Consider the following 23,638-nt stretch of genomic DNA (forward strand, 5'->3'; position numbering starts at 1 on the left):
TTGTCCGGATCGGTCCCGGGCCCGAAATTTAGGAAACAGTCCTTTGAAAGTCATCGCCAGTTCTATTCGCAAGGGCAACGTCATTGAGCAAGACGGCAAGCTTTACGTGGTTCTGACCGCCGAGAACATCCATCCCGGCAAGGGAACCCCGGTCAGCCAGATCGAAATGCGCCGAATCAGCGACGGTGTGAAGATCTCGGAGCGCTACAAGACCACGGATCAGGTCGAGAAAGCCACGATCGAGGACCACAACTTCAACTATCTGTACGAAGACGCCGACGGCTTCCACTTCATGAACACCGAGAATTACGACCAGGTCCAGGTGCCGAAGGACGTGATCGGCAGCGCCGCGCCTTACCTGCAGGAAAACATGACGGTGAAGCTGTCGCTGCACGGCGTGATCCCGGTGGCGATCACGATGCCGCAGCGCGCCACGCTGGAAGTGGTCGACACCGAGCCGGTGACCAAGGGCCAGACCGCGTCGTCGTCCTACAAGCCGGCGATCCTGTCGAACGGCGTGCGCACCGCGGTGCCGCCGCATATCGGCACCGGCACAAGAATCGTGGTGATGACCGAAGACGGCTCCTACGTCGAGCGCGCCAAGGACTGACCTCGCATTTCCCGGAGTGCCCTGCCATTGCGTCTGACGGTCCTCGGCCCCTTCTGCGACCGAGCCGTCAAGCTCATGCTGGCCGCGTCTGTGCTGTGCACGGTCGCGAGCGCCGCAGCCGCCGACGAATTCCGCACCGTCCCGGTGTCGGCGATGCGGGTGGATTGGCGTGCCGCGGTCGACCAGTTGAAGGCCGAGATCGGCGCACAGCCGGCGGTTGCCGCAGCCTTCAGCTTCACCCCGCAGCGCCGGTTTCGCGGCTCCGATCCGCGCGCCTGGCCGGCGCTGCTGCAATTGAACGCTGCCACCTCGCGGCTGTTTCCGGGCATCTCCCGCAGCCCGGTCCCGGTGCTGCTGCCGTTCGACACCGCGGCGTTGCTGACCGATCGCGCCACCGGCGCGCCGGAGAGCCTTTCGGCGGCGCATTATCAGTCCGGATTTCGCGCCGCCGACCTGTTCGAGGCCGGTGCCGCCGGCTACGACGCGGTGTTCTCGTTACCCGTTGCGATCACTGACGGCCTGCCGGCCCGGCTGTTCGCCAAGCCGGTCGAAGTCCAGATCACCGGCTCGCTGTTGACCTACGACATCAACGATCCTTTGGCCGGCAAGGGCGAGCCGGTGAAGGCGCTCGCCGCGCAATACCCCGACCTGCGGCGGACCATCCGCGAAGGCCACGTCCGCTACGCTTTCAGCCGGTTCGGCGTGCCTTACGTGGTGGCGATCCAGTGCCTCGACGCCACGCCGCGCGCCAGGCGGCTGGGCTGCCGCGAGGCTTCGCCGATCGCCGAGCGGTTCCTGAAGGCGCTGCGGATCGTCGGCGGCGAGCCGTCGCGACCGCGCAGCTACCTGCCCTCGCAGCTCGCCGAGCGCCCATCGCTGCCGTCGCCGGAGTTCAGCTATCGGCCAAGCGGCGAGATCATCGAGGGCAGCGGCTATCGCGGCCAGCCCGGCCATCCCGACTTCACGGTGTATTCGCAGATCCGGTTTCCGCTGGCGCAGGCGCCGGCTTTCGCCAATTCGCAATCCTTCCTGAACTGGGGCGACTGTTTCCATCGCGGCCGGGTGCCGCCGCCGTCCGGCAAGGGCGCCAGCTATCGCTGCAAGGGCAGCAGCAAATCCCTGCTGTTCGACGAAGCCGCTGGCGAAAACTACGCCTATCCGTGGCAGGACAATTTCTGCGAGGCCCGCGACTTCGGCGTCGGGCAATGCGCCTCGGGCTTCGGCCATCAGGGCCAGGACATCCGGCCGCCGGCCTGCACGCAGCGCAACGCCGGCGCCGACCGTTGCGAGCCGAACAAATACAAGGTGGTCGCGGTGCGCGACGGCGTGCTGCTACGCGCGCCCAAGCAACAGGCGGCGACGCTGCTGATCAATACCAACAACGAGCACATCCGCTTCCGCTACATGCATATGAGCCCGCCGCAGATGGATCAGGACGGCGTGCTCAGCGGCCGCCGCGTCGACGAGGGCGAGGCCATCGGGCTGGTGTCGAACTATCAGGATTATTTCGGCGGCACCACCACGCATCTGCATTTCGACGTCCAGGTGTTCACTCGCGACGGCTGGCTGTGGGTGAACCCTTACGTCACGCTGATCTCAGCCTATGAGCGGCTGCTCGGCCAGCGCGGCCGCGAGATCGCACCGGCGCCGCCCGCGGTCGCTCCGCTCGCCGGCGCCGTGCCGCAGGACCCGGTCGACCCCGACGCCCCGCAGGAGGGCGGCGGGGATTGAACGGAACGCGGCGACGGACGGCGATCGGTTCCGCGCGGCCATCAAGCTTTGCCGCGCCGGCCCGAACGCAGCTACACTGCCGTTATGGTACAGATCGATTCCCCTCGCGGGCTGACCCGCCGCGCGTTGCTTGGCGCGGCGCTTGCTGCGCTACCTGCCGCGGCCCTCGCCGCCCCCGCCGGGTTCGCCGAGTGGCGCGACGGCTTTCGCGCCAAGGCGAGCGCCAAGGGCATTTCCGACGCCACCTATTCGCGGGTGATGGGCGCCATCGAACCGGACATGACGGTGTTCCGGCAGATGCAGAAGCAGCCGGAATTCAACGAACAGCTCTGGCAATACATCAACCGCCGGGTGTCGGACTGGCGCATCATCAACGGTCGCGAGGCGCTTAAGCAGCACGCAGCATTGTTCGCGCGGATCGAGCGGGATTTCGGCGTCGAGCGCGGCACGCTGCTGGCGCTATGGGGCGTCGAGAGCGCCTATGGCGATCCTTTGGTGCAGCAGAACCACATGCGCCCGGTGTTTCCCTCGCTGGCGGCACTGGCCTGGAACCAGCCGCGGCGCCGCGCCTATTGGGAAACCGAGTTGATCAACGCCTTGAAGATCATCGATCGCGGCTGGTCGACGCCACAGGAGATGCGCGGCTCCTGGGCCGGCGCGATGGGCCACACTCAATGGATGCCCGAGGTCTGGCTCAATGTCGGGATCGATTACGACGGCGACGGCAAGGTGTCGCCGTTCGGCCGGCCCGACGATGCGCTCGGCTCCAGCGCCAAGTTCCTGCTCACCCGCGGCAAGGTTCACCGCGGCGAGCATTGGGGCTATGAGGTGCAGGGACCGGGCGGCGCCTTCAGCGGCAGCCGCAGCTATCTGGCGTGGTCGCGCTCCGGGGTGACACGGATCGACGGCGAGCCTTTCCCCGACCCGCAGGCCAGCGCGCAGATGTGGATTCCGGTCGACGGCGGACCGAAATTCCTGCTGGGACCGAATTTCTACGCGGTGAAGAGCTACAATCCGTCGATGAACTACGCGCTGGCGATCTGCCATCTCGGCGACCGCATCTTGGGCAGCCCGCCGTTCCGGCAGCCGTTCCCGGGCTCGGAACGCGCGCTGACCCTGGCAGAGGTGCAGGAGATGCAGACCCGGCTCAGCCGCGCCGGCTTCGACACCGGCGGCACCGACGGCCGGGTCGGCAACGACACCATGAAAGCGATCCGCGACTATCAGCTCAAGATCGGGCTGTCGCCGGCCGATGGCTATGGCGGATTGCAGGTGCTGGCGGCGCTGCGGCAGGGCCGCTGATGCGACGTTCGCTGTGGGACAAGTTCGTCGCGCTGCTCAAGCTCGAGTGGCACCACCTGACCACGATCAATGCCAGCGACCGGCCCTGGCAGATGCCGTTCGCAGCGGCCTTGGCGTCGGGCGTGCCGCTGTTGATCGGCGCCTGGTTCGACCGGCTGGATTATGGGCTGATCTCGTCCTTGGGCGGCATGGCCTTCATCTATCTGCCGGCGACCCCGCTGCATCACCGCATGGTGTCGCTGATGGCGGTCGGCTCAGGCATGACCGCCTGCTACGCCTTCGGCATCATCGCGCATTTCGTTCCGTTGCTGGTGACACCAGTGCTCGGCGTCGTCGCCATCCTGGTGTCGATGGTGTGCCGGTTCTACCGCGTCGGCGTGCCGGGCAGCCTGTTCTTCGTGATGGCGGCCTCGATCGCGGCCTATTCGCCGACCGAGGTGCTGCAGGTGCCGCTGAAGGTTGGGCTGTTGACCATGGGCTGCCTGCTGGCAACGCTGATCGCCTTCGTCTACAGCCTCGTATTGCTGCGGCTGCGCGCGCCGCAGCCGGCGGCGCCGCTGCCGCCGGCGACCTTCGATTTCGTGGTGTTCGACTCGGTGGTGATCGGCGGCTGCGTCGGCATCTCGCTGGCGCTGGCGCAGCTCCTACATCTCGAACGCCCCTATTGGGTGCCGGTGAGTTGCCTCGCGGTGATCCAGGGGCTGTCGCTGCGCGCGGTGTGGACGAGGCAGTTGCATCGCGTGCTCGGCACCGCGCTGGGGCTGCTGCTGGCCTGGGTGCTCTTGGCGCTGCCGCTGGAAAAATGGAGCATCGCGCTATTGGTGATCGCGCTGAGCTTCGTCATCGAGAGCGCCGTGGTGCGGCACTACGGCTTCGCTGTGATCTTCATCACGCCCTTGACGATCTTTCTCGCCGACGCCGCCTCGCTCGGCCAAGGCAGCCCCAATGCGGTGATCGAGGCGCGATTCTTCGACACCCTGCTCGGCTGCGCGGTCGGCCTTCTCGGCGGCTTCTGCCTGCACAGCCCGAGCTTTCGCGCCTTCGCCGGCCGGCAGTTGCGCCGGCTGATCCCGGCCCGGTTCGGGATTTGAAACGCGTCATTGCAAGCCGAGCTCGGCGCTAACCGCCGAGCGACCGCGAAGCAATCCGGGGGCCTCACCTGGAGCCCTGGATCGCGTCGTCGCAAGAGCTCATCGCAATGACGCTGAACGGCCCGAACGTGGCTTTCAGCGGATCACCGCTGGCCCCGGATCCGGCACCGCGACGTCGGTGACGCGCAGCTGCACCCGCTCCGAGCCCTGCCAGCGGTCCACCGTCAGGCAGCCCGCGACATGCAGCGGCTGGCCGCGGTTGTCCTGCAGCGCGTTGCCGAGCTTCTGGCCGATCGAGCGAAACGCGATGCCGTTGACGATTGCGCCATCGCCGGATTTGAAGCGCAGCCGCAGATGCGCCTGCCCGACCTCGTCGGCATAGACCAGTTGATGCGACGGCAGCGCCAGCACCGGCTCCGGATTGCCGGAGCCGAACGGCCCGGCGCGATTCAGCGTCGCCACCAGCTCCGGCGTCACCGCACGCGCCGACACCGCGCCGTCGATGTAGAGCTCATTGGCGTGGCGGGATTTGGCGACGTCGGCGGCAAGTGCGGCTTCGATATAGGCGCGGAATTCGGCGAGCTTCTCCTTGCGCAGCGTAACGCCGGCGGCCATGGCGTGGCCGCCGCCCTTCAACAAGAGGCCGTCGCTGACCGCCTGGCGCACCGCTTTGCCCAGATCAACGCCGGGGATTGAGCGGCCGCTTCCGGTGCCGATACCGCCAGGCTCCAGCGCGATCGCAAACGCCGGCCGGGAAAACTTCTCCTTCAGCCGCGAGGCGACCAGGCCGACCACGCCGGGATGCCAGCCCTCTGAGGCGGTAACGACCACCGAACCCTTGTCTTCGAAGCCGAGCGCCGCCAGCGCCTCGGCCTCGGCCTGGGCCTCCGCCATCTGCTCGATGACGCGACGTTCGGCGTTGAGCCGGTCGAGTTCGGCGGCGATCTTGGCAGCTTCGGAAATGTCGCTCTCCAGCAGCAGCCGCACACCGAGGTCGGCGCGGCCGATCCGGCCGCCGGCGTTGATCCGCGGCCCCAGCATGAAGCCGAGGTGAAACGCGTCGGGCGGGCCGTTCAGCCTTGCGACGTCCATCAGCGCGGTGTGGCCGACATGATCGCGCCGCCGCATCGCGATCAGCCCCTTGGCGACGAAGGCGCGGTTCAGCCCGATCAAGGGTGCCACGTCGGCGACGGTCCCGAGCGCTACGTGATGCAGCATGTTCAACAGATCCGGCTGCGGCCGCTCCGCGGTCCAGAAGCCGCGGGCGCGCAGTTCGCGGTTGAGCGCGACCAGCGTCACGAACACCAGCCCGACCGCGGCGAGATGGCCGAGCCCGGAAAGATCGTCCGGCCGGTTCGGATTGACCATCGCGTCGACCACCGGCAGTTCATCGCCGCATTGGTGATGGTCGATCACCACCACGCTCAGGCCCAGCCGCTTGGCTTCCGCGAGCGGCGCGAGACTGGTGGTGCCGCAATCGACCGTGACCAGCAGCGTGGCGCCCTTCCCGGCCAGCATCCGCACCGCTTCCACATTGGGGCCGTAGCCCTCGAAGATGCGGTCGGGAATGTGGATCAAAGGATCGAGTCCGCAATGCCGCAGATGCCAGGCCAAGAGCGCCGCCGAGGTGGCACCGTCGACGTCGTAATCGCCGAAGATCGCGACCTGCTCGGTGTTCAGCACGGCGTCGGCGAGCCGCGTCGCGGCGGCTTCCATCTGCGTCACGCTGTAGGGATCTGGCAGCAGCCGGCGAATCGTCGGGTCGAGAAAATCCTCGACCGCGTCGATCTCGACATTGCGGCCGGCCAGCACCCGCGCCAGCATTTCCGGAAGCTGGTAGCGCTGCGCAATCGCCAGCGCCCTTGCGGCGCCGCGCGGATCGAGCCTGTCGCGCCACACCCGCCCGGTCGCCGAGCGCGAGACCCCAAGAAAGGCCGGCGGTTGTTCGATCGGGATCGCGGTGGCGGGAGGGCTCATGGCGCGCAGATAAGCACGAAGCGTGCGGCAGGCCAACGCCAGGCGGCGCACACTCCGCGCCGAACCCGTCAGGCGGCCCGCCGGACGGCCCGTCAGGCCGCGTTCGTGGCCCTGCCTTGGACCTGATCGGAGGCGTCGAGGTCCCACTGAAGCAAATCGGCTTGCCGAGCGCGACGGGTTCGCCAGAACCTTACATCGCGATCTGGCTGTGCCCGCATTCCTTGCAAGCATATGTCACCCGGGTCTCGCCCTTGGGTGCGGAGATCTTGTTGGCGGCGCCACATCTGCCGCAGGTCGCCATGATCCTGGTGTCGCCCTGCTTGATGACGACGGCCTTGCGCTCCATCGCCTCGCGTATCAGCCGTTCGGCTTCCTCGCGCATCGCCGCCTTATCCATGACTCACTACCCTCTGCCGGAATGCGCACGTCTTATCGCGCAACGGCAGCCGCGCCAACATTGGATTGGCGCAAGCGTGAAAATTGGATGGAATTCCTAACGCCGCGGCGACGGCAAGATCGCTCGCCGTCACACCATCGCCCGACGCCACCCGCGCGAGCGGCAACGCCGCCCACCTCACGCCTTTCAGGACGTCGCGCCAGCGCCGGCAGCGCGCCCGTTACATTCCGGTGTAGCCGGCCTTCACCGAGACGTTGCTGCCGTCCTGCTCGCGCAGATAGACCAGGCCGCACACCGTCAGCCGGTCGACGTCGGTCTCGCCGCCCGCGACCAGGGTGCGGATGTAATTTTCCACCCGGGCCTGAGCCGCCGCGGCGGCTTCGCGGTTGGTCAAAAGCCCGTAGGTCTGGACGATGCGGTCGATCGCGGATTTCATGATGCTCCGGGGGTGGGCGCTTGCTGCGCGGCTTCGAATTTGGCGATCGCCCGGTTGGCGAGGCTCAATTGATGGGTGTCGCCGCGCTCGAACGCCTTGACGATGGTTTCGAGCAGCGCGTCGTGGGTCGCGGCGTCGTCTGGGATCACTCCGGTGCGACGCAGATAAAAGGCGGCGATATCGTAGGCTTTGCCGATCACGTCGACATTCATGACGTGCAGGCCGCGCTCAACCAGCATGGCTCGAACTCCAGTGACTTCGAGTCAACAAGTTGCGGTGCGGCGGAAGGTTCCCGTAGCCGGGAACTATTTGCTGAAGCGCCCGCTCGCCGCATAACGCAAAACGGCCTTCCGGAGACCGGAAGGCCGCTGCTGCGCGAGGCAAGTCAGGATGGCGCGTGGCTGCCTTAATGACAGGCCGGGCGGCTGGAGAACCCCACCGGCGATCCTTGGCGCGATCCTGGAAAACTCAGACGCTCAAAGCCGGTACAGGATCTGGTCGGTCCAGAATCGCTCCAGCCGATGCAGCGATTTGTTCAGCGTGGCGAACTCGTCGTTGGAAATGCCGCCGACCTGCTCCACCGTCTTGACGTGCTTCTGATACAGCGCGTCGACGATGTGGCGGACTTCCTGGCCCTGCGCGGTGAGCCGGATCCGCACCGAGCGTCGATCGACCCGCGAGCGCTGATGGTCGAGGAAGCCGAGTTCAACCAGCTTCTTCAGATTGTAGGAGACGTTGGAGCCGAGGTAGTAGCCGCGGGTGCGCAGTTCGCCGGCGGTCAATTCCTTGTCGCCGATGTTGTAGAGCAACAGGGCCTGCACCGAATTGATATCGGAGCGACCGCGACGGTCGAACTCATCCTTGATCACGTCGAGCAGGCGGCGATGCAGGCGTTCCACCAAGGTCAGCGCTTCGAGATAGAGTGGCTGCACCGGCGCGGCACCGGGCGCGGCCGAAGCGGTTTCCACCGCCGTGGCAACGGCTTTGATCATGACATACCCCTGTTGTCTTTTTTGTCGACTTTTTCGACGAAACTTGTGTCCCGCCTGATAGCCACAACTTAAGCGGGGCGTTTGAAGATCCGCTTAAATAAGACAATAAAGAGATCATGAATTTAACACAGTGAATCGCGCATTAAGCCCGCAAATCAAGGACTTCTGGCAACTGTTCGTTGACGTTTGGCGGCCTTCGTTCACGCTTCGTCTGCCGAGCTGTCGCATTCAAAGACAGCATCGCTCAAATTCGAAAGATTCGCGTAACACAGATGACCACGCTGTTAGGGTGAGCGAATTCTTTACGGGGCGAAACAGTAAAACAAATTCACCCGTCGCCGTGGTCGCAGGCTTTACCAATTGGGCGTGGGAGAATTCGCTGTCGAGGGAGGCGCGTCGGGTGATGCAATGCGCGGGTCAAAATCGCCGCGCTTGATCGGCAATGAATTCGAAGAAATGAGATTAAAAAAAATCGTCGCACGCTGGCATGCGGCGGCGCTATGGCGGGCGTTCGCGCGCCGCCATCCAGGCCAGCGCCAGATAGGCCGTCAGCAGCAACGCCTCGATCGCCACCACCAGCAGGCTGCCGCCATAGATCGCCGGAAACATCAGTTCGATCACCGCCATCGACACCACGGTGGTGAGCCAGACCACGGCGCCCCACGGCGTCGCCAGCCACAGCCCGACCGCGGCGACCAGCTCGATCACCGCGAAATACACCGTGGCGGTCTGCCAGGCCATCGGCTGATATTCGAAGGCATCGTCCTCGCCACCGACGAAGCCGGTGACCTGCGCCCAATGGTACAGCCCCTTGGCCACCGCCAGCACCGCCATCACCCGCAGGAACAGCACCAGCCGCCGGGTCCAGACGTTGTCGTCGGATTGCGGCCGCTCATGGGAGATCGCCGCGACCGACATCGCGTTGTCTCGGCTCTGGTCGCGGCTCGATGTGTCAGACATGCCGATCGCTGCTCATACGGGAATGGCCTCCGGGCGGCTGTGAGTCATGGCGCCTCGGCGGAGCAAAATCAATCGCAGTTGCGGCAAATCAAGAGCAGTATGACCAGATAATGCCAAACTGTCAGGCTATAGAGTCTGTCAAATCATCCCCAGGAGTGATGCTAAAATGGCGATCAAATTTGGCCGTCCGATCGAGATGCGCGATACCCCGCGGCAGCAGGCCGCCGCCCCGTCACTCGATCTGGTGGTCCGCCCGCGCCGCAACCGCAAATCCGAATGGGCGCGGCGGCTGGTGCGCGAGAACGTGCTGACCACCGACGACCTGATCTGGCCGATGTTCGTGATCGATGGCGACAACAAGCGCGCGCCGGTCGGCTCGATGCCCGGCGTCGAGCGCCTGAGCGTCGACCAGGTGGTGCGCGCCGCCGAGCGCGCCGTGAAGCTCGACATCCCCTGCATCGCCCTGTTCCCGTTCACCGAGCCGTCGCTGCGCGACGAATTCGGCACCGAAGCCACCAATGGCGACAACCTGGTGTGCAAGGCGGTGCGCGCCTTGAAGCAGGAATTCCCTGACCTCGGCGTGTTGTGCGACGTGGCGCTCGATCCGTTCACCAGCCACGGCCATGACGGCCTGATCCGCGACGGCAAGATCCTCAACGACGAAACCGTCGAGGTGCTGGTGCGGCAGTCGCTGGTGCAGGCGCAGGCCGGCTGCGACATCATCGCGCCGTCCGACATGATGGACGGCCGGATCGGTGCGATCCGCGGCGCGCTGGACGATGCCGGCTTCCTCGACGTGCAGATCATGGCCTATGCGGCGAAATACGCCTCGGCATTCTACGGCCCGTTCCGCGACGCGATCGGCTCCGCCAAGGCGTTGACCGGCGACAAACGCACCTACCAGATGGACAGCGCCAACACCGACGAGGCGCTGCGCGAGGTCGAGCTCGATCTTGCCGAAGGCGCCGACATGGTGATGGTGAAGCCCGGCATGCCCTATCTCGACATCGTGCGGCGGGTGAAGGAGACCTTCGCGGTGCCGACCTTCGCCTACCAGGTGTCCGGCGAATACGCGATGATCGCCGCCGCCGCCGCCAATGGCTGGATCGACGGCGAACGGGCGATGATGGAAAGCCTGCTCGGCTTCAAGCGCGCCGGCGCCGACGGCGTGCTGACCTATTTCGCGCCGGCCGCGGCCGAGAAGCTGAAGAAGCACGGCTGAGCCATTACGGCTGCGCCATGCGGCCCTTGCGTCCCTGTGCGGCGCGGCCGACCGCTCGGCCGCGCAGGATGGCGGGACGGCGGGACGGTGGGGCGGCGCGATGGCATGGGGCTCGCCCAACGGCGGCAGACGATACCGCCCGGTTGACGCGCTGATCCGGCGGCGAGGTTGCGGGCGTATCACGCGCGGGAGGGCTTGTAACCGCTCCCGCCCGTCTCCATGTCGTTTCACGACATCCAGCGGCCGAAACCTGGGCCGAGACCTGGGCCGAGAATTGGGCAGAGCGGGGCAAGGAGCACCTTACGATGTCTGACAATGGCGCGAGCGACAATTCGACCTGGCGCGGCGGCATCGATCCGCGCGCGCCGGCGTTCGATCCCTGGCTGCAGCCAGAATTGTTTCGCGGCGTGCTGACCCGCCGGGTGCTGGCGTTCCTGATCGACCTGGTGCTGCTGACGATCCCGATCATTCTGGCGGTGGTGTTCATCAGCGTGTTCGGGGTGTTCACCCTGGGGCTCGGCTGGGCGCTGTTCTGGCTGGTATCGCCGGCCTCGGTGATCTGGGCGCTGATCTATTACGGCGCCTCGCTGGGCGGGCCGTCGTCGGCGACGGTGGGGATGCGGCTGATGGACCTGGAAATGCGCACCTGGTACGGCGAGCCGAGCTATTTCGTGCTGGGCGCGGTGCACGCCATCCTGTTCTGGGTCTCGATCACCATGCTGTCGCCGTTCGTGCTCTTGGTCGGGCTGTTCAACGGCCGCCGCCGGCTGCTGCACGACATTGTGCTCGGAACCGTGATTATCAACAGGTCGGCGCTCGGCCAAGGCGCTGAGCCGTTGCGATCGTTCTAATTGCGAGCAAACCGCATTGACCATCGCCACCGGGAGCGCGATGCTGCTGACATGCAACATGAGCGGGACGTAACCCTGGGCCAATGGAGGTTGACCGGATTCCGTGACTCAACACTCGCGTGACACCCCGCAGTTCTACCTGACGGCGCCGTCGCCCTGCCCCTATCTGCCGGGCCGGCACGAACGCAAGGTGTTCACCCATCTGGTCGGCGGCAAGGCCGGCGAGCTCAACGACCTGCTGACCCATGGCGGCTTCCGGCGCAGCCAATCGATTGCCTACCGGCCGGCCTGCGACCAGTGCCGCGCCTGCATCTCGGTGCGGGTGGTCGCCAACGAATTCCGCCCCTCGCGCGGCCAGCGCAAGATCCTGACCCGCAACGCCGACGTGATCGGCGAATTGCGCAGCGCGGTGCCGACCTCCGAGCAATATTCCGTGTTCCGTGCCTATCTCGACCGCCGCCATCGCTACGGCGGCATGGCCGACATGACCGTGCTGGATTACGCGATGATGGTCGAGGACAGCCACGTCAAAACCCGGATCATCGAATATCGCCGCCGCGGCCCCGACAGCGGCATCACCGGGCGCGGCGAGGACCTGCTGGCGGTGGCCTTGACCGACATCCTCAATGACGGGCTGTCGATGGTGTATTCGTTCTTCGAGCCCAGCGAGGAGAGCCGCTCGCTCGGCACCTTCATGATCCTCGACCACATCGCCCGCGCCCGACGGCTCGGCCTGCCCTACGTGTATCTGGGCTACTGGATCGAAGGCTCCAAGAAGATGGACTACAAGAGCCGCTATCTGCCGCAGCAGCGCCTCGCGCCAAGCGGCTGGATCCGGGTCGATGCCTCCGGCGAAAGCGCGGTCGAGCCGCAGGAATAGCGGGCGAGTGGCGAATAGCGAATGGAAGAAGGAGCGGGATTGGCTACTCGCACTTCTATTCGCCATTCGCTACTCGCCATTCGCCCTTCTATTCGCTATTCGCCACTCGCTATCCCCCCTCATCCCGTCACGTAATCGAACACCAGCTTGGCGTTCAGCGCGATGATGATCACCGCGATCAGCGCAGCGAGCGCGGTGAGCCAACGCGGTGCCACGAACACGCCCATCTTGGCACGGCTGGCGGTGAAGATCACCAGCGGCACCACCGCGAACGGCAATTGCAGGCTGAGCACCACCTGGCTCAAAATCAGCAATTGCCCGGTGGCCTTCTCGCCGGCCCAGATCGTGACGAACACCGCCGGCACGATCGCGATCATCCGCGTCACCATGCGGCGCAGCCACGGCGCGATCTTCAGATTGATGAATCCTTCCATCACCACCTGGCCGGCCAGCGTCGCGGTGATGGTGGAGTTCAGGCCGCAGCACAACAGCGCGATGCCGAACAGCGTCGGCGCCAGCGCCGAGCCGAGCAGCGGCGCTAGAAAGGCGTGGGCCTGATCGAGCTCGGCGACGTCGGTCTTGCCGGCATGGTGGAACGTCGCCGCCGCCAGAATCAGGATCGAGGCGTTGATGGTCAGCGCCAGGCACAGCGCCAGCGTGGAATCCAGCGTGGCGAGCCGGATCGCCTCGCGCTTTTCCGGCACGCTGTCGCCGTAGCCGCGGGTCTGCACCAGGCCGGAATGCAGATAGAGATTGTGCGGCATCACGGTGGCGCCGAGAATGCCGAGCGCCAGATACAGCATGCCCGGATTGGTGAGGATCTGGGTAGTCGGCGCAAAGCCGCGGATCACCGCGCCCCAGTCCGGATCGGCCATCGCGATCTGCACCGCGAAGCACGCCGCGATCACGCCGAGCAGCGCCACCACGAAGGCTTCGATCCAGCGAAAGCCGAACGCCTGCAGCGCCAGGATCAGGAACACGTCGGCGGCGGTGATGATCACGCCGATCTCGAGCGGAATCCCGAACAACAGATTGAGCCCGATCGCGGTGCCGATCACTTCGGCAAGATCCGTGGCGGTGATGGCGATCTCGGCGGAGATCCACAGCGGCCAGGAGGCCCAGCGCGGATAGGCGTCGCGGCAGGCCTGCGCCAGATCGCGCCCGGCGCCGACGCCGAGCCGCGCGCACAGCGATTGCAGCACGATCGCCATGATGTTGGAGACCAGCGCCACCGCGAGCAGCGCGTAGCCGAATTTCGAGCCGCCGGCGAGCGAGGTGGCCCAGTTGCCGGGGTCCATATAGCCGACCGCGACCAGATAGCCGGGGCCGAGGAAGGCCACCAGCTTGCGCCAGAACGAGCCGGTCTTGGCGACCTTGATTGAGCCGAACATGCCGGACAGCGACGGCTCGCCGCCGGCGCTGCGCCAGCCGCCCGGCGGATCGGCGATCGGTCGCGTCTCCACGCTCGGCGACACCTCCAGCGGATTAGGGGTCCTAGCGTCCATGCTGGAAACCTGCCCCAAAAAGGAACTTAATGCAACTAATTTGCATGTGCAAAGACTGATCCCCAGTCGCGCCGCGGAGACGGCAGATCGCCTGGTTCCCGCTGCACCGCACAGGCAACGGAGAATCGGGAACCCGGTTCCTTCGATGTGCCTTATCCTTAGGGACGAGGCGGCAGAACACAACAGAGGATGCGAGGAGGTCAAGGCGCGGGGCCGGCGGGCGCCGATCACTCGGCCGGAGCCGCACATTCCAACTTTGCAGGCGATGCCGTCCGCACAGGCTCCGCCGGGGTGCCGGCCGCTGTGCCCCCGCCCGGCATCGACGGCCGAGGGTCGTCCTTGCCGAGGCAAAGGCCCGCGGCCAGCGCAAGAGCGGCGGCGGCGACGGCGAGCGAGGCGTCGAAGGAGCCGGTCCTGCCATAAAAGTTGGAGGCGATCAGCGGGCCGACGATCTGACCCACGCCATAGGCGGCGGTCAGGATCGCGAGCATGTTCACACGCGCCGTCGCCGCCAGGCGTCGCGCGGCCGGCATGACGATGGTCACCGTGCCCATGAAGGTGCCGCCGACCAGCAGCGCCGAGGCGACATAGGCGATCGGGCTGTGCAGGATCGGCAGCGCCACGCCGATCGCCTGCAGCGCCAGATTTCCGATCAGACTGCGGCGGGTGCCGCAGCGGTGATGCAGGACATGCCAGACGAAGCACGACGGCGCCGCGCCGAATCCGAACATCGCCCAGACGTGGACCGGATCGATCGAACCCATCGCGCTACGCACCAAGAGCGGCAGATAGGTCGCGGTGATGATGTAGCCGAAGCCGGCAAGCCCATAGACCGCGACCAGCCGGGTGGCGCCGAACGGCGATGAAAGCGCCTCGCTGCGGTGGAGGGCGGCAGGCTCGGCAGCCGCCGGCGCGGCGCGGTCGAGGAGGCGCTGCATCGCGATCGCGATCGCGCCGACCATCAGCGCGGCCGCCGCCAGCGTCAGCCAGATCGCGCGGCTGGACAGCGCGGCGGCGTGCCCCGCCGCAATGATTTCCGCCGAGACCAGGATGCCCAGTCCCACGCCGGCGAATAATGTCGCCGCGCCATGGGCATGGCGGCGATCGTGGATCAGCCAATGCGACGCCGCCACCATGGCCAGCGCGCTCGCCGCGCCGGCCACGGCGCGGACTGCAATGATCAGCCATTCCGGCATCGCCACGCCGAGCAGGCCCAGCATAACCACGGTGGTCGCGGTCGCCCAGGCGCACAGTTTGCGGCTGCCGATGGTCGTCGCGACCGCCGCCAACAGCGCGCCGGCAAGATAGCCCGCATAATTGGCCGAGGCCGCATAGGAGCCGCCGTCGAGCGAGAGCTGATGGTCGGCGACCATCAACGGGTAGAGCCCGGTAAATGCGAAGCGGCCGAACCCCATTGCGACCACCAGCATCAGGGCGGCGGCGGCCGCAAACCGATTGGTCTCGCACATGGCTTGGTCCTATGCGAACGCGGCGAGCGTCTTGCGAAATTCCAGGAAAGCCGGCGTCTTGAAGCCGGGGCGGCTGGCGAGGCAGGTCTCGACCTCCATCAGCGGCTTCAGGGTGAAGCGTCCGGCCGCAGGAACGAGATCGAGTACGCTACGCGGCAGGATCGAAAAGCAGGAGCCCGCCGCGGTGCAGGCCACCATGGCGTGATACGACCTGACCTCCTGGAAGCGGATCTGCGCCGGCCGGGTGCCGAAGCCGGTGATCCACTCTTCCGCCAGCATTCGGTAGCTGCAGCCCGGCGCAAAGGCGGCGAGCGCACCCGGCTTGATATCGGAGGCGTTATCGACCGCGGGATGGCCGGGCGGAAGCACCAGCACCAGCTCTTCCCGGAACGCGGCCACGGTCTCGAGTTCGCCGGGCTCGAGCCAGGGATCGCCCGCGGCAAGCGCGACGAAGGCGCAGTCGATCCGCCGCGCCAGCAGGGCCTCGACCAGTTGCCGGGTCGGGCCGGTCGACAGCTCGATCCTGACCTCGGGCCATGTCGCATTGAACTGCGCCAAAGGCTGCGGCAGGCGCGCGGCCACGGTGGATTCCATCGAGCCGATGCGGAGCACGCCACGCGGCGCGCTTGGATGCACCACCTGCTGCGCCTCGTCGGCCAGGTTGAGGATGCGGTCGGCATAGTCGAGATAGGTCCGCCCCGCCTCGGTCAGCGCCATGCGCTTGCGGTCCCTCTGGAACAACGGCACGCCGACCTCGGCCTCGAGCTGCTGGATCCGGGTGGTGACGTTGGACGGCACCCGGCCGAGCAACTCCGCGGCGCGGGTCACGCTCCGCTCGGTGGCGACGGTGCGGAACACCGCCAGCGATGCAAGATCCACCAACATTCTCCATGAGCAAAAGCGCTAGCCATATATTCTTTATGTAAGAATATATGTCAATCTTCATTCTGAAAAAGAGAATAGAGCCCGCTTGCCGCAGGTCCATCGTGGATCGCGTCCGTTGGCGTCACAGCGGCGCGCCGCCCGACGTCGCTTTTGGCGACCACCCGTCTCTGGCGATCTGACCGCGGTCGGCCCGACACAAATCCGGCTTCCCATCGGGGGATTTTTCGCGCAGAACCGCGCCATGAGCGAACCCGACGGCCCACCCGCCACTTTCCAACAACGCCTGCGCTGGTTGATGACGCCGCCGCAGGCCTATCTGGCGTATTTCATCGCCGTGCTGCTGATCGGCGGGGCGTCGTTCTATGCCGGCTCGCTGAAGCCGAACAAAAAGAGCCTGGTGCCACCGCAGTCGCTGCAGCATCCGGCGCCGCCGCAGAACTGAGCAGCGCGGCTTTACGGCCGCGACGCGCTATTCGATGCCGCGGCCGAACTTGTTGGATTTCGGGAATCCCTTCGGCGGCAGCCGGCCGGCGTCGGAGCGGTTGCCGCGCCATTCCGCGAGGTCCTTGATCGAGGCGCTGAACTCGCGGCCGGCGGAATCCCGCCAAGTGAAGCCGTCCTTGGCGGTGAAGGTGGCGATGTCGGACAGCCCGCCGTCCTTGTACTTCTGCAGCCGCACGCCGCGGCCGCGCGCCATTTCCGGCACCTGATCGAGCGGGAAGATCAGCAATTTGCGGTTCTCGCCGATCACCGCGACGCTGTCGCCGGAGACCGTGCACACCGCCCTCGCCTCGTTCGGCATCTCGACGTTGAGGATCTGCTTGCCCTTGCGGGTGTTGCCGACGCAATCGTCCTCGCTGACGATGAAGCCCTGGCCGTCATGGCTCGCCACCAGGAATTTGCGGCCGCCGCTGTTGACGAACAGCGCCACGATCGCGGCGTCCTGGTCGAGATCGATGAACATCCGGATCGGCTCGCCATGGCCGCGGCCGCCCGGCAATTTGGCGACGTCGAGCGAATAGAACCGGCCGTTGGTAGCAAACAGCAGCAGCTTCGAGGTGGTCTCGGCGAAGAACGCCTGGCCCAGCTTGTCGTCCTGCTTGAAGTTCAGTCCCGACAGATCCTCGACATGGCCTTTCAGCGTGCGCACCCAGCCCTTGTCGGAGATCACCACGGTGACCGGCTCGCGCTCGACGAAGGCTTCCTCGATCGCGGCGAGATCGTGCTCAGGCGCGTCGGCGAATTGCGTGCGGCGCTTGCCGAGCGCGGTCTTCGGCCCGAACATCTCGCGCACCTTGCGGACCTGCTCGCCGACCTTAGCCCATTGCTCGGTCTCTGACTTCAGGATCGCGTTGATGCCCTTCAGCTCGGCGCGCAGGTTCTTGTCCTCGGTGCGGATCTCGAATTCTTCGAGCTTGCGCAACGACCGCAGCCGCATGTTGAGGATGGCTTCGGCCTGGATGTCGGTGAGGTTGAACGCCTTCATCAAGACGGGCTTCGGCTCGTCCTCGGTGCGGATGATCTTGATCACCTTGTCGATGTTCAAGTAAGCGATCAGATAGCCGCCGAGCACTTCCAGGCGATGCTCGATCTGCGCCTTGCGATAGTTGGAGCGGCGCAGCAACACGTCGCGCAGGTGATCGAGCCATTCGCGCAAGGCTTCGGCCAGGCCGAGCACCTTGGGGATGCGGCCCTTCACCAGCACATTGAGATTGAGCGGGATCTTGCTTTCCAGCTCGGTCAGCCGGAACAGCGATTCCATCAACAGCTCGGGATCGACGGCGCGCGACTTCGGCTCGATCACCACGCGGATGTCTTCGGCGGATTCGTCGCGGACGTCGCCGACCAGCGGCAGCTTCTTCTCGTTCAACAGTTCGGCGATCTTCTCGATCAGCCGCGACTTCTGCACCAGCCAGGGAATTTCGGTGATCACCACCAACCAGGTGCCGCGGGCGCCGTCTTCCTGATGCCATTTGGCGCGGGTGCGGAACGAGCCGCGTCCGGTGGCGTAAGCCTCGGCGATGCTTTCGCGGGAATCGATGATCACGCCGCCGGTCGGAAAATCCGGGCCCTTGACCCACTTCAACAGCGCCTTGGATTTGGCGTCCGGCTTCTCGATAAGATGCAACGCTGCGTCGCACAGTTCGGCCGCGTTGTGCGGCGGGATCGCGGTGGCCATGCCGACCGCGATGCCCTGCGCGCCGTTGGCGAGCAGGTTGGGAAAGCCGCCGGGCAGCACGATCGGCTCTTTCGACTGACCGTCGTAATTGGCGCGGAACGCGACGCCGTCCTCGTCGATGCCCTCCAGGAGCAGCCGTGCGACGTCGGTCATCCGCGCTTCGGTGTAGCGATAGGCGGCGGCGTTATCGCCGTCGATATTGCCGAAATTGCCCTGGCCGTCGACCAAGGGATAGCGCGAGGAGAAATCCTGCGCCAGGCGCACCAGCGCGTCATAGATCGACTGGTCGCCGTGCGGATGGAACGAGCCCATCACGTCGCCGACGATTTTGGCGGATTTCTTGAACGGGGTGCCGGGGTCGAGCCGCAAGAGCCGCATGCCGTAGAGGATGCGGCGATGCACCGGCTTCAGGCCGTCGCGGGCATCCGGCAGTGCGCGATGCATGATCGTCGACAGCGCATAGGCAAGGTAGCGCTCTTCCAGCGCCTCGCGCAGCTGCACGTCGTGAATCTCCGCCGGCTCCGGCGGAATCAATCGTTTTCCCATGGGAAGGGGTTAACTGCTACAGGTTGTTTGGACAAGATCCGAATTCCCCGCCATCAAAGCGGTATCTTCCGCAAGGATCAAACAAGAAACTAAGGCAAACCGCAGCTCAGACGGAAAACGCCGAACCAGCAGCATCCGTGGCGGAACCCTTCAATCCCGGGCGGGGGCAACTGCCCGCTCGCCAGCCACAGCCCCGCCGTGGGTGGTGCCGGTCATTCCAGCAAGAAGCACATCGCCCCATCCGTGCAGCAGTTCCCCTAAGAAGACCATCAATGCGATGCAAACGATGATCCTCATTCGCTGCTCGTGTCGCTCGCCCGCCCGTAGCAACCTCGCGTTTTCGACCCGCGCTCGATCGGCGGTGCCGAACTTTCCGCCGGCAATGGCAATTTTGTCGTCTCTGTTGCGACGTTCGAAGATGACCTCTCGACGGACTTGAAAAATGATCATCAAGGCACCCAAGGCGGACAGAATCGCACCCAGCCGATTGACCAAATGCGAGTCTCCGAAATACTGCCCCGCGGCAATCGACACTGCTACGTAAGCTAACAGCAAAAGGCTAAACGCCAGCGCTTGAGACCGCGTCATCGAAACCACTCAGCTCCAAAACGATTCGTCAATTCTGGAGGGATAAATGAACTTCATGTTTGGCGTCCGCTTCAGATGCCAAGCCCCACTGAACAGCGGATGAACGCAATATTTGAGGTGGTTTGCAAACTTGATCTGATTGGGCGCGTTATAGTGAAATAAGCCATACTCGTAGTACTGCGTCTTGCGGTTCGATTGCTCGGCATCGATATATCCGATCACGCCGATTTCGTAGAGAGACTTCCAGGGATTGTCGGTTTCCGCCGCAACGCTCTTGCGCATTCTCCTGCCGATCGAATGCAAATCGCTGAGCGTGCAGATCGGCGGCAACTCCGAGAGCACGTCCTCGCATGCCGCGATTAGTTCCCGATAGATCGGAAGATAAGGCTTGAGGATCTGCCTCGCCAGAGCCGATTCACTCTCCTCGACGGCCCGGACGATGGCCTCCGCCGTGATCAAATTCCAGACCCGAGTTTCGAGATGAGAAATGCTAATGGCGCGGCCGAACAGCAAGATCAGCTCCCTCGGCAGAAGCTGCGAATGTCGCACCAGGTAAGCGACCGAATCCTCCCTCTGCCCGAACCTGTTGGTGACGTATTTCGGCATCACCGCCTCGTAGAATAAACGCAAATTCTCGCGCTGGGAAAAATCGAGACGAGAAATATGCGCCAGGAACTCCTGGTCGTTTGGCGAGCCGGGCAGGTGAATCCTCAGGAATTCGCGGAACCGCTCGGCGACTATCTTCAAGAGATCAATGGGCCGCCATTGCAGTCTTGAGTAGCTCGTCGTCGGAGACATGTCGCGAATCTCGTTCGCCACGTGCGTAAACAAGTGCCGCTCGACCTCTGCCGGCACGCAACAGAAGATCCTCACGCGATCGTATGAATCGGAAAAATTGGTGATACAACGCAGCAACCCCGACAGAATCCGAGAGAAACGCGGCGACGTTATTGGGTAGAGATCAAGCGAATCGATAATGATGTAGCAACGACGACCCGACGCGGCGAGGTACTTCAGCACGCTGTCTCTGGTCTGTTCGAACGCCCTTTGCAAACTTTCGTCGGAAATGCATTCGCGCGGGTCTATGATATCACGACCTTCGATGAATTTGAAGACCAGCGGCAGCTTGGCGCGATAGTCGATGGAATTTGTTTCCGACGAGGCATCGCGAAAGATCTGATTGAATATGGCTTGCCAGAGATGGCGCGCCCAAAAACGCGCAGCGGTTTCCGGCAGCAAATCGTCCCACATCGGCTGCGACCCGAGTGAATGGTAGCAATCGATGCCGACGAGATTGACGATTTCATCTAAGTGATCCCAGGACTGGATGAATACATAAATATCGTGGTGATCGTTGATGGCTTCGTCACGCGCATAGAAGTAGTGGTTGCGCGCCGCACCCGCCAGCATAGCGGCGACGATCGCGGTCTTGCCGGCTCCCCTTCGTCCTAATATGATTGGGTGAAGATCGTGTAGCGCCACGTCGAATGGTTCGGCCTGATAGATCAGGAGATTGACGGGGTCTTCGTCGTGCTGGCCAAAGGAGCGGCGGCGCAAAATACGTTCATGGCGAATCGGACCGAGCGGCTCCTCGGGAGTCAAAAAATCGCGAAGCGGCATAACTGCCCTCCGTTGCAATCTATAAGTGAAAAATAAAAAAATATACCCCAAGGTAGAATTGAGGCAATAGAATTTTGTCGACAATCAAGGATTGGTGACCCGCGCGTGATGCCTGCGCACCGCATTGATGAAGCCGTCGCGGGCGTCGGAATGGCCCTGCCCGCGCGGCTCCAGCACGTTGCGCAGCAGGAACCGGCCGGTCAGCAGAAATCCGTCCTGCAGATCCTGGTCGGACCAGTCGTTGCGTTGCGCCGCGCCCTCGCGAAGGAACGGCGGCAGCCGCAGCAGCTTGTCGCGCCACGGCTCGCCGGCCTGGCGCGACACCGCGCCGCCGGATTTCGGCGACACGTAGATCAGGTCCGTGGTGACGCCGGTCGCTGCGCAATTGGCGAGGTCGAGCCCGAAGCCGAGTTCGGCCAGCATCGTCAATTCGAAGCGGATCACCTGCACCGCGGCCTCGCCGACGTCGTCGAAGTCGTCGAGCGTGCGCTGCAGCCGGTCGTAGATCTCGGGCTGCGGGTCGCGCTCCGGCAACAGCCGCGCCAGCGAGGCCAGATGGGTGACGCCATAGACCGCGTGGCTCGACGCCAACAGCATCGCGGCGCGCATCCGCGTGCCCTCCAGCACGTAATAGCCGAGATGTTCGTCGAGCCTGGCCCGCCACACCGCGGCGACGCTATTGCCGGGCTGCAGCAGCGGCCGCAGCTTGGAGCCGGCGCCGCCGCGTACCAGGCCGAGATGGCGGCCGTGGCCGCGGGTCAGCAGTTCGACGATGGCGCTAGACTCGCCATGCCGCCGCACCCCCAACACGATGCCGTCGTCGGTCCATTCCATGCGACCAACTATACAGGCTTCGCACGGTCTTCGCAGCCGCTACTGGTTGAACCAGTCCTTGGCGTCGCCGGTGAACGACAGATAGAGGCCCGCCGCGGTGAGCAGCGTGGAGACGATCTCGATCCAGCTATCGAGCTGTAGGCCGGAATCGCCGATGATCTGCGCCAGCCACACCGTCGACAGCGCCAGCGAGCCGACCAGCACCCAGCGCGGCCAATTCTTGCGCTGCTGCGCCGCGAGCCAGACCAGATACACCAGCGTGATGATCAAGCCGGCCGCGATCAGATTCGCCGCCATGATCACGCCGTCGCCGATCTCGGCCGACGGGGTGCGGTCCTGGAACGCCACCGACAAAGCATCGAGCCCGAGCGAGGCATACAGCAGCGCCTCGAACAATTGAACATTCCTGGGCGTCGCCATGATCCGCGTCAGTCCTTCGGAAACTCGAGGCCCATCTCGTGATAGCGATTGGGATCGTCGCCCCAGTTCTCGCGCACCTTGACGAACAGGAACAGGTGCACCGGCTGGCCCAGGATCTCGGCGATCTCCTTGCGGGAATCCGCGCCGATCGACTTGATGGTGGCGCCGCCCTTGCCGAGCACGATCTTGCGCTGGCTTTCGCGCTCGACGAAGATCGTCTGCTCGATCCGCACCGATTTGTCCTTGCGCTCGGTCCAGGTGTCGGTCTCCACCGTGGACTGATACGGCAATTCCTGGTGCAACTGCCGGAAGATCTTCTCGCGGGTGATTTCCGCCGCCAGATGCCGCATCGGCGCATCCGACATCTGGTCTTCCGGATAGTGATAGGGGCCCGCCGGCACCATCGACGCCAGCGTGCGCCGCAAGTCCTCGACGCCGTCGCCGGAGAGTGCAGAAACCATAAACGTCTCGTCGAATGTCAGCCGCGCATTGGCGTCCTGCGCCAGCTTCAGCAGCTTTTCCTTGGAGACGATGTCCACCTTGTTGATCACCAGGATTTTCGGATGATCGACTTGGGAAACTTTGCTGAGGATCGCGTCGGCCTCCTCGTCGATGCCCTCGCGGGCGTCGAGCAATACGCACACCAGATCGGCATCGTGCGCCCCGCTCCAGGCGGTCTTGACCATGGCGCGGTCGAGCCTGCGTTTCGGCAGAAAGATGCCCGGGGTATCGACCAGAATGATCTGGGCGTGGTCCTCGATCACGATGCCGCGGATCAGCGCCCGCGTGGTCTGCACCTTGCGCGACACGATGGTGACCTTGGAGCCGACCAGCGCGTTGACCAGCGTCGATTTGCCGACGTTCGGCGCGCCGATCAGCGCGACGAAGCCGCAGCGGGTGGCTTGTGGTAAAGGCGCGTCAGTCATGGTCGAGTCCCTCCCGCCGCAGGAATACACGGGCGGCCTCCTGTTCGGCCAGCCGCTTCGAGGACCCCTCGCCCTCCGCCGGCAACAGACCCGCGATTTCGGCGGCGATCACGAAAACCGGCTGGTGATCCGGCCCGCTCCGCATGATCTCACGATAGACGGGCGTCGGGAAACCCCTCCCCTGCGCCCATTCCTGCAACCGCGTCTTGGCATCGCG

The 23,638-nt window shown here is 64.9% G+C and carries 24 protein-coding genes; 8 read left to right on the forward strand and 16 right to left on the reverse strand.

Going from position 1 to position 23,638, the window contains the following annotated elements:
* The first annotated feature begins 43 nt into the window (after positions 1 to 43).
* From efp to VGC77_RS05665, 4 genes are all read left to right on the forward strand, one after another.
* Positions 44 to 610: an elongation factor P gene (gene efp / locus VGC77_RS05650; protein WP_331170594.1), complete on the forward strand. Its 567-nt coding sequence runs from the start codon at positions 44 to 46 to the stop codon at positions 608 to 610.
* A 75-nt stretch (positions 611 to 685) separates the two neighbouring features.
* The gene (locus VGC77_RS05655) at positions 686 to 2,341 is read left to right on the forward strand and encodes a peptidoglycan DD-metalloendopeptidase family protein (protein WP_331170595.1); all 1,656 of its coding nucleotides are present in this window, start codon (positions 686 to 688) and stop codon (positions 2,339 to 2,341) included.
* A gap of 84 nt (positions 2,342 to 2,425) precedes the next feature.
* Positions 2,426 to 3,643 carry a lytic murein transglycosylase gene (locus VGC77_RS05660; protein ID WP_331170596.1) on the forward strand — a complete coding sequence of 406 codons (1,218 nt, stop codon included), beginning with the start codon at positions 2,426 to 2,428 and terminating at the stop codon, positions 3,641 to 3,643.
* The gene (locus VGC77_RS05665; RefSeq protein ID WP_331170597.1) at positions 3,643 to 4,734 is read left to right on the forward strand and encodes an FUSC family protein; all 1,092 of its coding nucleotides are present in this window, start codon (positions 3,643 to 3,645) and stop codon (positions 4,732 to 4,734) included. The genes VGC77_RS05660 and VGC77_RS05665 overlap by 1 nt, the downstream gene beginning before the upstream one ends.
* Positions 4,735 to 4,869: 135 nt before the next feature.
* Here the strand turns inward: VGC77_RS05665 and recJ are convergent, their stop codons facing one another.
* The 6 genes from recJ to VGC77_RS05695 form a co-directional block, all read right to left on the reverse strand.
* Positions 4,870 to 6,711, reverse strand: coding sequence for a single-stranded-DNA-specific exonuclease RecJ (gene recJ, locus VGC77_RS05670; RefSeq protein ID WP_331170598.1), 1,842 nt, complete (start codon positions 6,709 to 6,711; stop codon positions 4,870 to 4,872).
* Between the two features lie 190 nt (positions 6,712 to 6,901).
* Entirely contained in the window at positions 6,902 to 7,108 is a 207-nt protein-coding gene (locus VGC77_RS05675; RefSeq protein WP_331170599.1) for a hypothetical protein, read from the reverse strand.
* A gap of 220 nt (positions 7,109 to 7,328) precedes the next feature.
* The gene (locus tag VGC77_RS05680; RefSeq protein ID WP_331170600.1) at positions 7,329 to 7,544 is read right to left on the reverse strand and encodes a hypothetical protein; all 216 of its coding nucleotides are present in this window, start codon (positions 7,542 to 7,544) and stop codon (positions 7,329 to 7,331) included.
* Positions 7,541 to 7,783, reverse strand: a complete 243-nt coding sequence (locus VGC77_RS05685; protein ID WP_331170601.1) for a hypothetical protein — start codon at positions 7,781 to 7,783, stop codon at positions 7,541 to 7,543. Before VGC77_RS05685 ends, VGC77_RS05680 begins: the two co-directional genes overlap by 4 nt.
* Positions 7,784 to 8,020: 237 nt before the next feature.
* Complete coding sequence (gene ldtR / locus VGC77_RS05690; protein WP_331170602.1) at positions 8,021 to 8,536, reverse strand: transcriptional regulator LdtR; 516 nt, start codon at positions 8,534 to 8,536, stop codon at positions 8,021 to 8,023.
* 498 nt (positions 8,537 to 9,034) lie between these two features.
* Positions 9,035 to 9,496 (reverse strand): DUF6163 family protein, encoded by a 462-nt coding sequence (locus VGC77_RS05695; RefSeq protein WP_331170603.1) that lies wholly within the window; start codon positions 9,494 to 9,496, stop codon positions 9,035 to 9,037.
* Between the two features lie 166 nt (positions 9,497 to 9,662).
* Here VGC77_RS05695 and hemB point away from each other — a divergent pair, with 166 nt between their 5' ends.
* The 3 genes from hemB to VGC77_RS05710 all read left to right on the forward strand — a co-directional run bounded on the left by hemB (position 9,663) and on the right by VGC77_RS05710 (position 12,449).
* Entirely contained in the window at positions 9,663 to 10,718 is a 1,056-nt protein-coding gene (hemB, locus tag VGC77_RS05700) for a porphobilinogen synthase (protein WP_331170604.1), read from the forward strand.
* Positions 10,719 to 11,023: 305 nt separating this feature from the next.
* Positions 11,024 to 11,569: an RDD family protein gene (locus tag VGC77_RS05705; RefSeq protein WP_331170605.1), complete on the forward strand. Its 546-nt coding sequence runs from the start codon at positions 11,024 to 11,026 to the stop codon at positions 11,567 to 11,569.
* Between the two features lie 103 nt (positions 11,570 to 11,672).
* Positions 11,673 to 12,449 carry an arginyltransferase gene (locus tag VGC77_RS05710; protein ID WP_331170606.1) on the forward strand — a complete coding sequence of 259 codons (777 nt, stop codon included), beginning with the start codon at positions 11,673 to 11,675 and terminating at the stop codon, positions 12,447 to 12,449.
* 119 nt (positions 12,450 to 12,568) lie between these two features.
* Here the strand turns inward: VGC77_RS05710 and VGC77_RS05715 are convergent, their stop codons facing one another.
* From VGC77_RS05715 to VGC77_RS05725, 3 genes are all read right to left on the reverse strand, one after another.
* Positions 12,569 to 13,954 (reverse strand): Nramp family divalent metal transporter, encoded by a 1,386-nt coding sequence (locus VGC77_RS05715; protein WP_331170607.1) that lies wholly within the window; start codon positions 13,952 to 13,954, stop codon positions 12,569 to 12,571.
* Between the two features lie 227 nt (positions 13,955 to 14,181).
* On the reverse strand, positions 14,182 to 15,423 hold the full coding sequence (locus VGC77_RS05720; protein ID WP_331170608.1) for a YbfB/YjiJ family MFS transporter: 1,242 nt from the start codon (positions 15,421 to 15,423) through the stop codon (positions 14,182 to 14,184).
* 9 nt (positions 15,424 to 15,432) lie between these two features.
* A complete protein-coding gene (locus VGC77_RS05725; RefSeq protein ID WP_331170609.1) occupies positions 15,433 to 16,302 on the reverse strand; it encodes a LysR substrate-binding domain-containing protein in 870 nt (289 codons plus the stop codon).
* 247 nt (positions 16,303 to 16,549) lie between these two features.
* Here VGC77_RS05725 and VGC77_RS05730 point away from each other — a divergent pair, with 247 nt between their 5' ends.
* Positions 16,550 to 16,750, forward strand: a complete 201-nt coding sequence (locus VGC77_RS05730; protein ID WP_331170610.1) for a hypothetical protein — start codon at positions 16,550 to 16,552, stop codon at positions 16,748 to 16,750.
* 27 nt (positions 16,751 to 16,777) lie between these two features.
* Here the strand turns inward: VGC77_RS05730 and parC are convergent, their stop codons facing one another.
* The 7 genes from parC to VGC77_RS05765 all read right to left on the reverse strand — a co-directional run.
* Positions 16,778 to 19,033, reverse strand: a complete 2,256-nt coding sequence (parC, locus tag VGC77_RS05735) for a DNA topoisomerase IV subunit A (RefSeq protein ID WP_331170611.1) — start codon at positions 19,031 to 19,033, stop codon at positions 16,778 to 16,780.
* A gap of 150 nt (positions 19,034 to 19,183) precedes the next feature.
* Complete coding sequence (locus VGC77_RS05740; protein WP_331170612.1) at positions 19,184 to 19,630, reverse strand: hypothetical protein; 447 nt, start codon at positions 19,628 to 19,630, stop codon at positions 19,184 to 19,186.
* On the reverse strand, positions 19,631 to 21,241 hold the full coding sequence (locus tag VGC77_RS05745) for a P-loop ATPase, Sll1717 family (protein WP_331170613.1): 1,611 nt from the start codon (positions 21,239 to 21,241) through the stop codon (positions 19,631 to 19,633).
* A gap of 84 nt (positions 21,242 to 21,325) precedes the next feature.
* Positions 21,326 to 22,075, reverse strand: coding sequence for a DNA repair protein RecO (recO, locus tag VGC77_RS05750; RefSeq protein ID WP_331170614.1), 750 nt, complete (start codon positions 22,073 to 22,075; stop codon positions 21,326 to 21,328).
* Between the two features lie 39 nt (positions 22,076 to 22,114).
* Entirely contained in the window at positions 22,115 to 22,495 is a 381-nt protein-coding gene (locus tag VGC77_RS05755; protein WP_331170615.1) for a hypothetical protein, read from the reverse strand.
* Between the two features lie 8 nt (positions 22,496 to 22,503).
* Positions 22,504 to 23,421 carry a GTPase Era gene (era, locus tag VGC77_RS05760; RefSeq protein WP_331170616.1) on the reverse strand — a complete coding sequence of 306 codons (918 nt, stop codon included), beginning with the start codon at positions 23,419 to 23,421 and terminating at the stop codon, positions 22,504 to 22,506.
* Positions 23,414 to 23,638 (reverse strand): putative dsRNA-binding protein (locus VGC77_RS05765; protein ID WP_331170617.1); only part of this gene is annotated, 225 nt, incomplete at its 5' end. The genes VGC77_RS05765 and era, both read right to left, overlap by 8 nt.

Origin of the sequence: Rhodopseudomonas sp. (assembly GCF_036404135.1) — a bacterium.
In the GTDB taxonomy this organism is placed as follows: domain Bacteria; phylum Pseudomonadota; class Alphaproteobacteria; order Rhizobiales; family Xanthobacteraceae; genus Rhodopseudomonas_A.

Coding starts and splice junctions, on each gene's coding strand:
- VGC77_RS05745 (WP_331170613.1), bottom strand. CDS start 21,241: ATGCCGCTTCGCGATTTTTTGACTCCCGAGGAGCCGCTCGGTCCGATT.
- VGC77_RS05665 (WP_331170597.1), top strand. CDS start 3,643: ATGCGACGTTCGCTGTGGGACAAGTTCGTCGCGCTGCTCAAGCTCGAG.
- VGC77_RS05680 (WP_331170600.1), bottom strand. CDS start 7,544: ATGAAATCCGCGATCGACCGCATCGTCCAGACCTACGGGCTTTTGACC.
- VGC77_RS05660 (WP_331170596.1), top strand. CDS start 2,426: ATGGTACAGATCGATTCCCCTCGCGGGCTGACCCGCCGCGCGTTGCTT.
- parC (WP_331170611.1), bottom strand. CDS start 19,033: ATGGGAAAACGATTGATTCCGCCGGAGCCGGCGGAGATTCACGACGTG.
- recO (WP_331170614.1), bottom strand. CDS start 22,075: ATGGAATGGACCGACGACGGCATCGTGTTGGGGGTGCGGCGGCATGGC.
- hemB (WP_331170604.1), top strand. CDS start 9,663: ATGGCGATCAAATTTGGCCGTCCGATCGAGATGCGCGATACCCCGCGG.
- recJ (WP_331170598.1), bottom strand. CDS start 6,711: ATGAGCCCTCCCGCCACCGCGATCCCGATCGAACAACCGCCGGCCTTT.
- VGC77_RS05705 (WP_331170605.1), top strand. CDS start 11,024: ATGTCTGACAATGGCGCGAGCGACAATTCGACCTGGCGCGGCGGCATC.
- VGC77_RS05685 (WP_331170601.1), bottom strand. CDS start 7,783: ATGCTGGTTGAGCGCGGCCTGCACGTCATGAATGTCGACGTGATCGGC.
- ldtR (WP_331170602.1), bottom strand. CDS start 8,536: ATGATCAAAGCCGTTGCCACGGCGGTGGAAACCGCTTCGGCCGCGCCC.
- era (WP_331170616.1), bottom strand. CDS start 23,421: ATGACTGACGCGCCTTTACCACAAGCCACCCGCTGCGGCTTCGTCGCG.
- VGC77_RS05695 (WP_331170603.1), bottom strand. CDS start 9,496: ATGTCTGACACATCGAGCCGCGACCAGAGCCGAGACAACGCGATGTCG.
- VGC77_RS05655 (WP_331170595.1), top strand. CDS start 686: ATGCTGGCCGCGTCTGTGCTGTGCACGGTCGCGAGCGCCGCAGCCGCC.
- VGC77_RS05715 (WP_331170607.1), bottom strand. CDS start 13,954: ATGGACGCTAGGACCCCTAATCCGCTGGAGGTGTCGCCGAGCGTGGAG.
- VGC77_RS05755 (WP_331170615.1), bottom strand. CDS start 22,495: ATGGCGACGCCCAGGAATGTTCAATTGTTCGAGGCGCTGCTGTATGCC.
- VGC77_RS05675 (WP_331170599.1), bottom strand. CDS start 7,108: ATGGATAAGGCGGCGATGCGCGAGGAAGCCGAACGGCTGATACGCGAG.
- VGC77_RS05720 (WP_331170608.1), bottom strand. CDS start 15,423: ATGTGCGAGACCAATCGGTTTGCGGCCGCCGCCGCCCTGATGCTGGTG.
- VGC77_RS05730 (WP_331170610.1), top strand. CDS start 16,550: ATGAGCGAACCCGACGGCCCACCCGCCACTTTCCAACAACGCCTGCGC.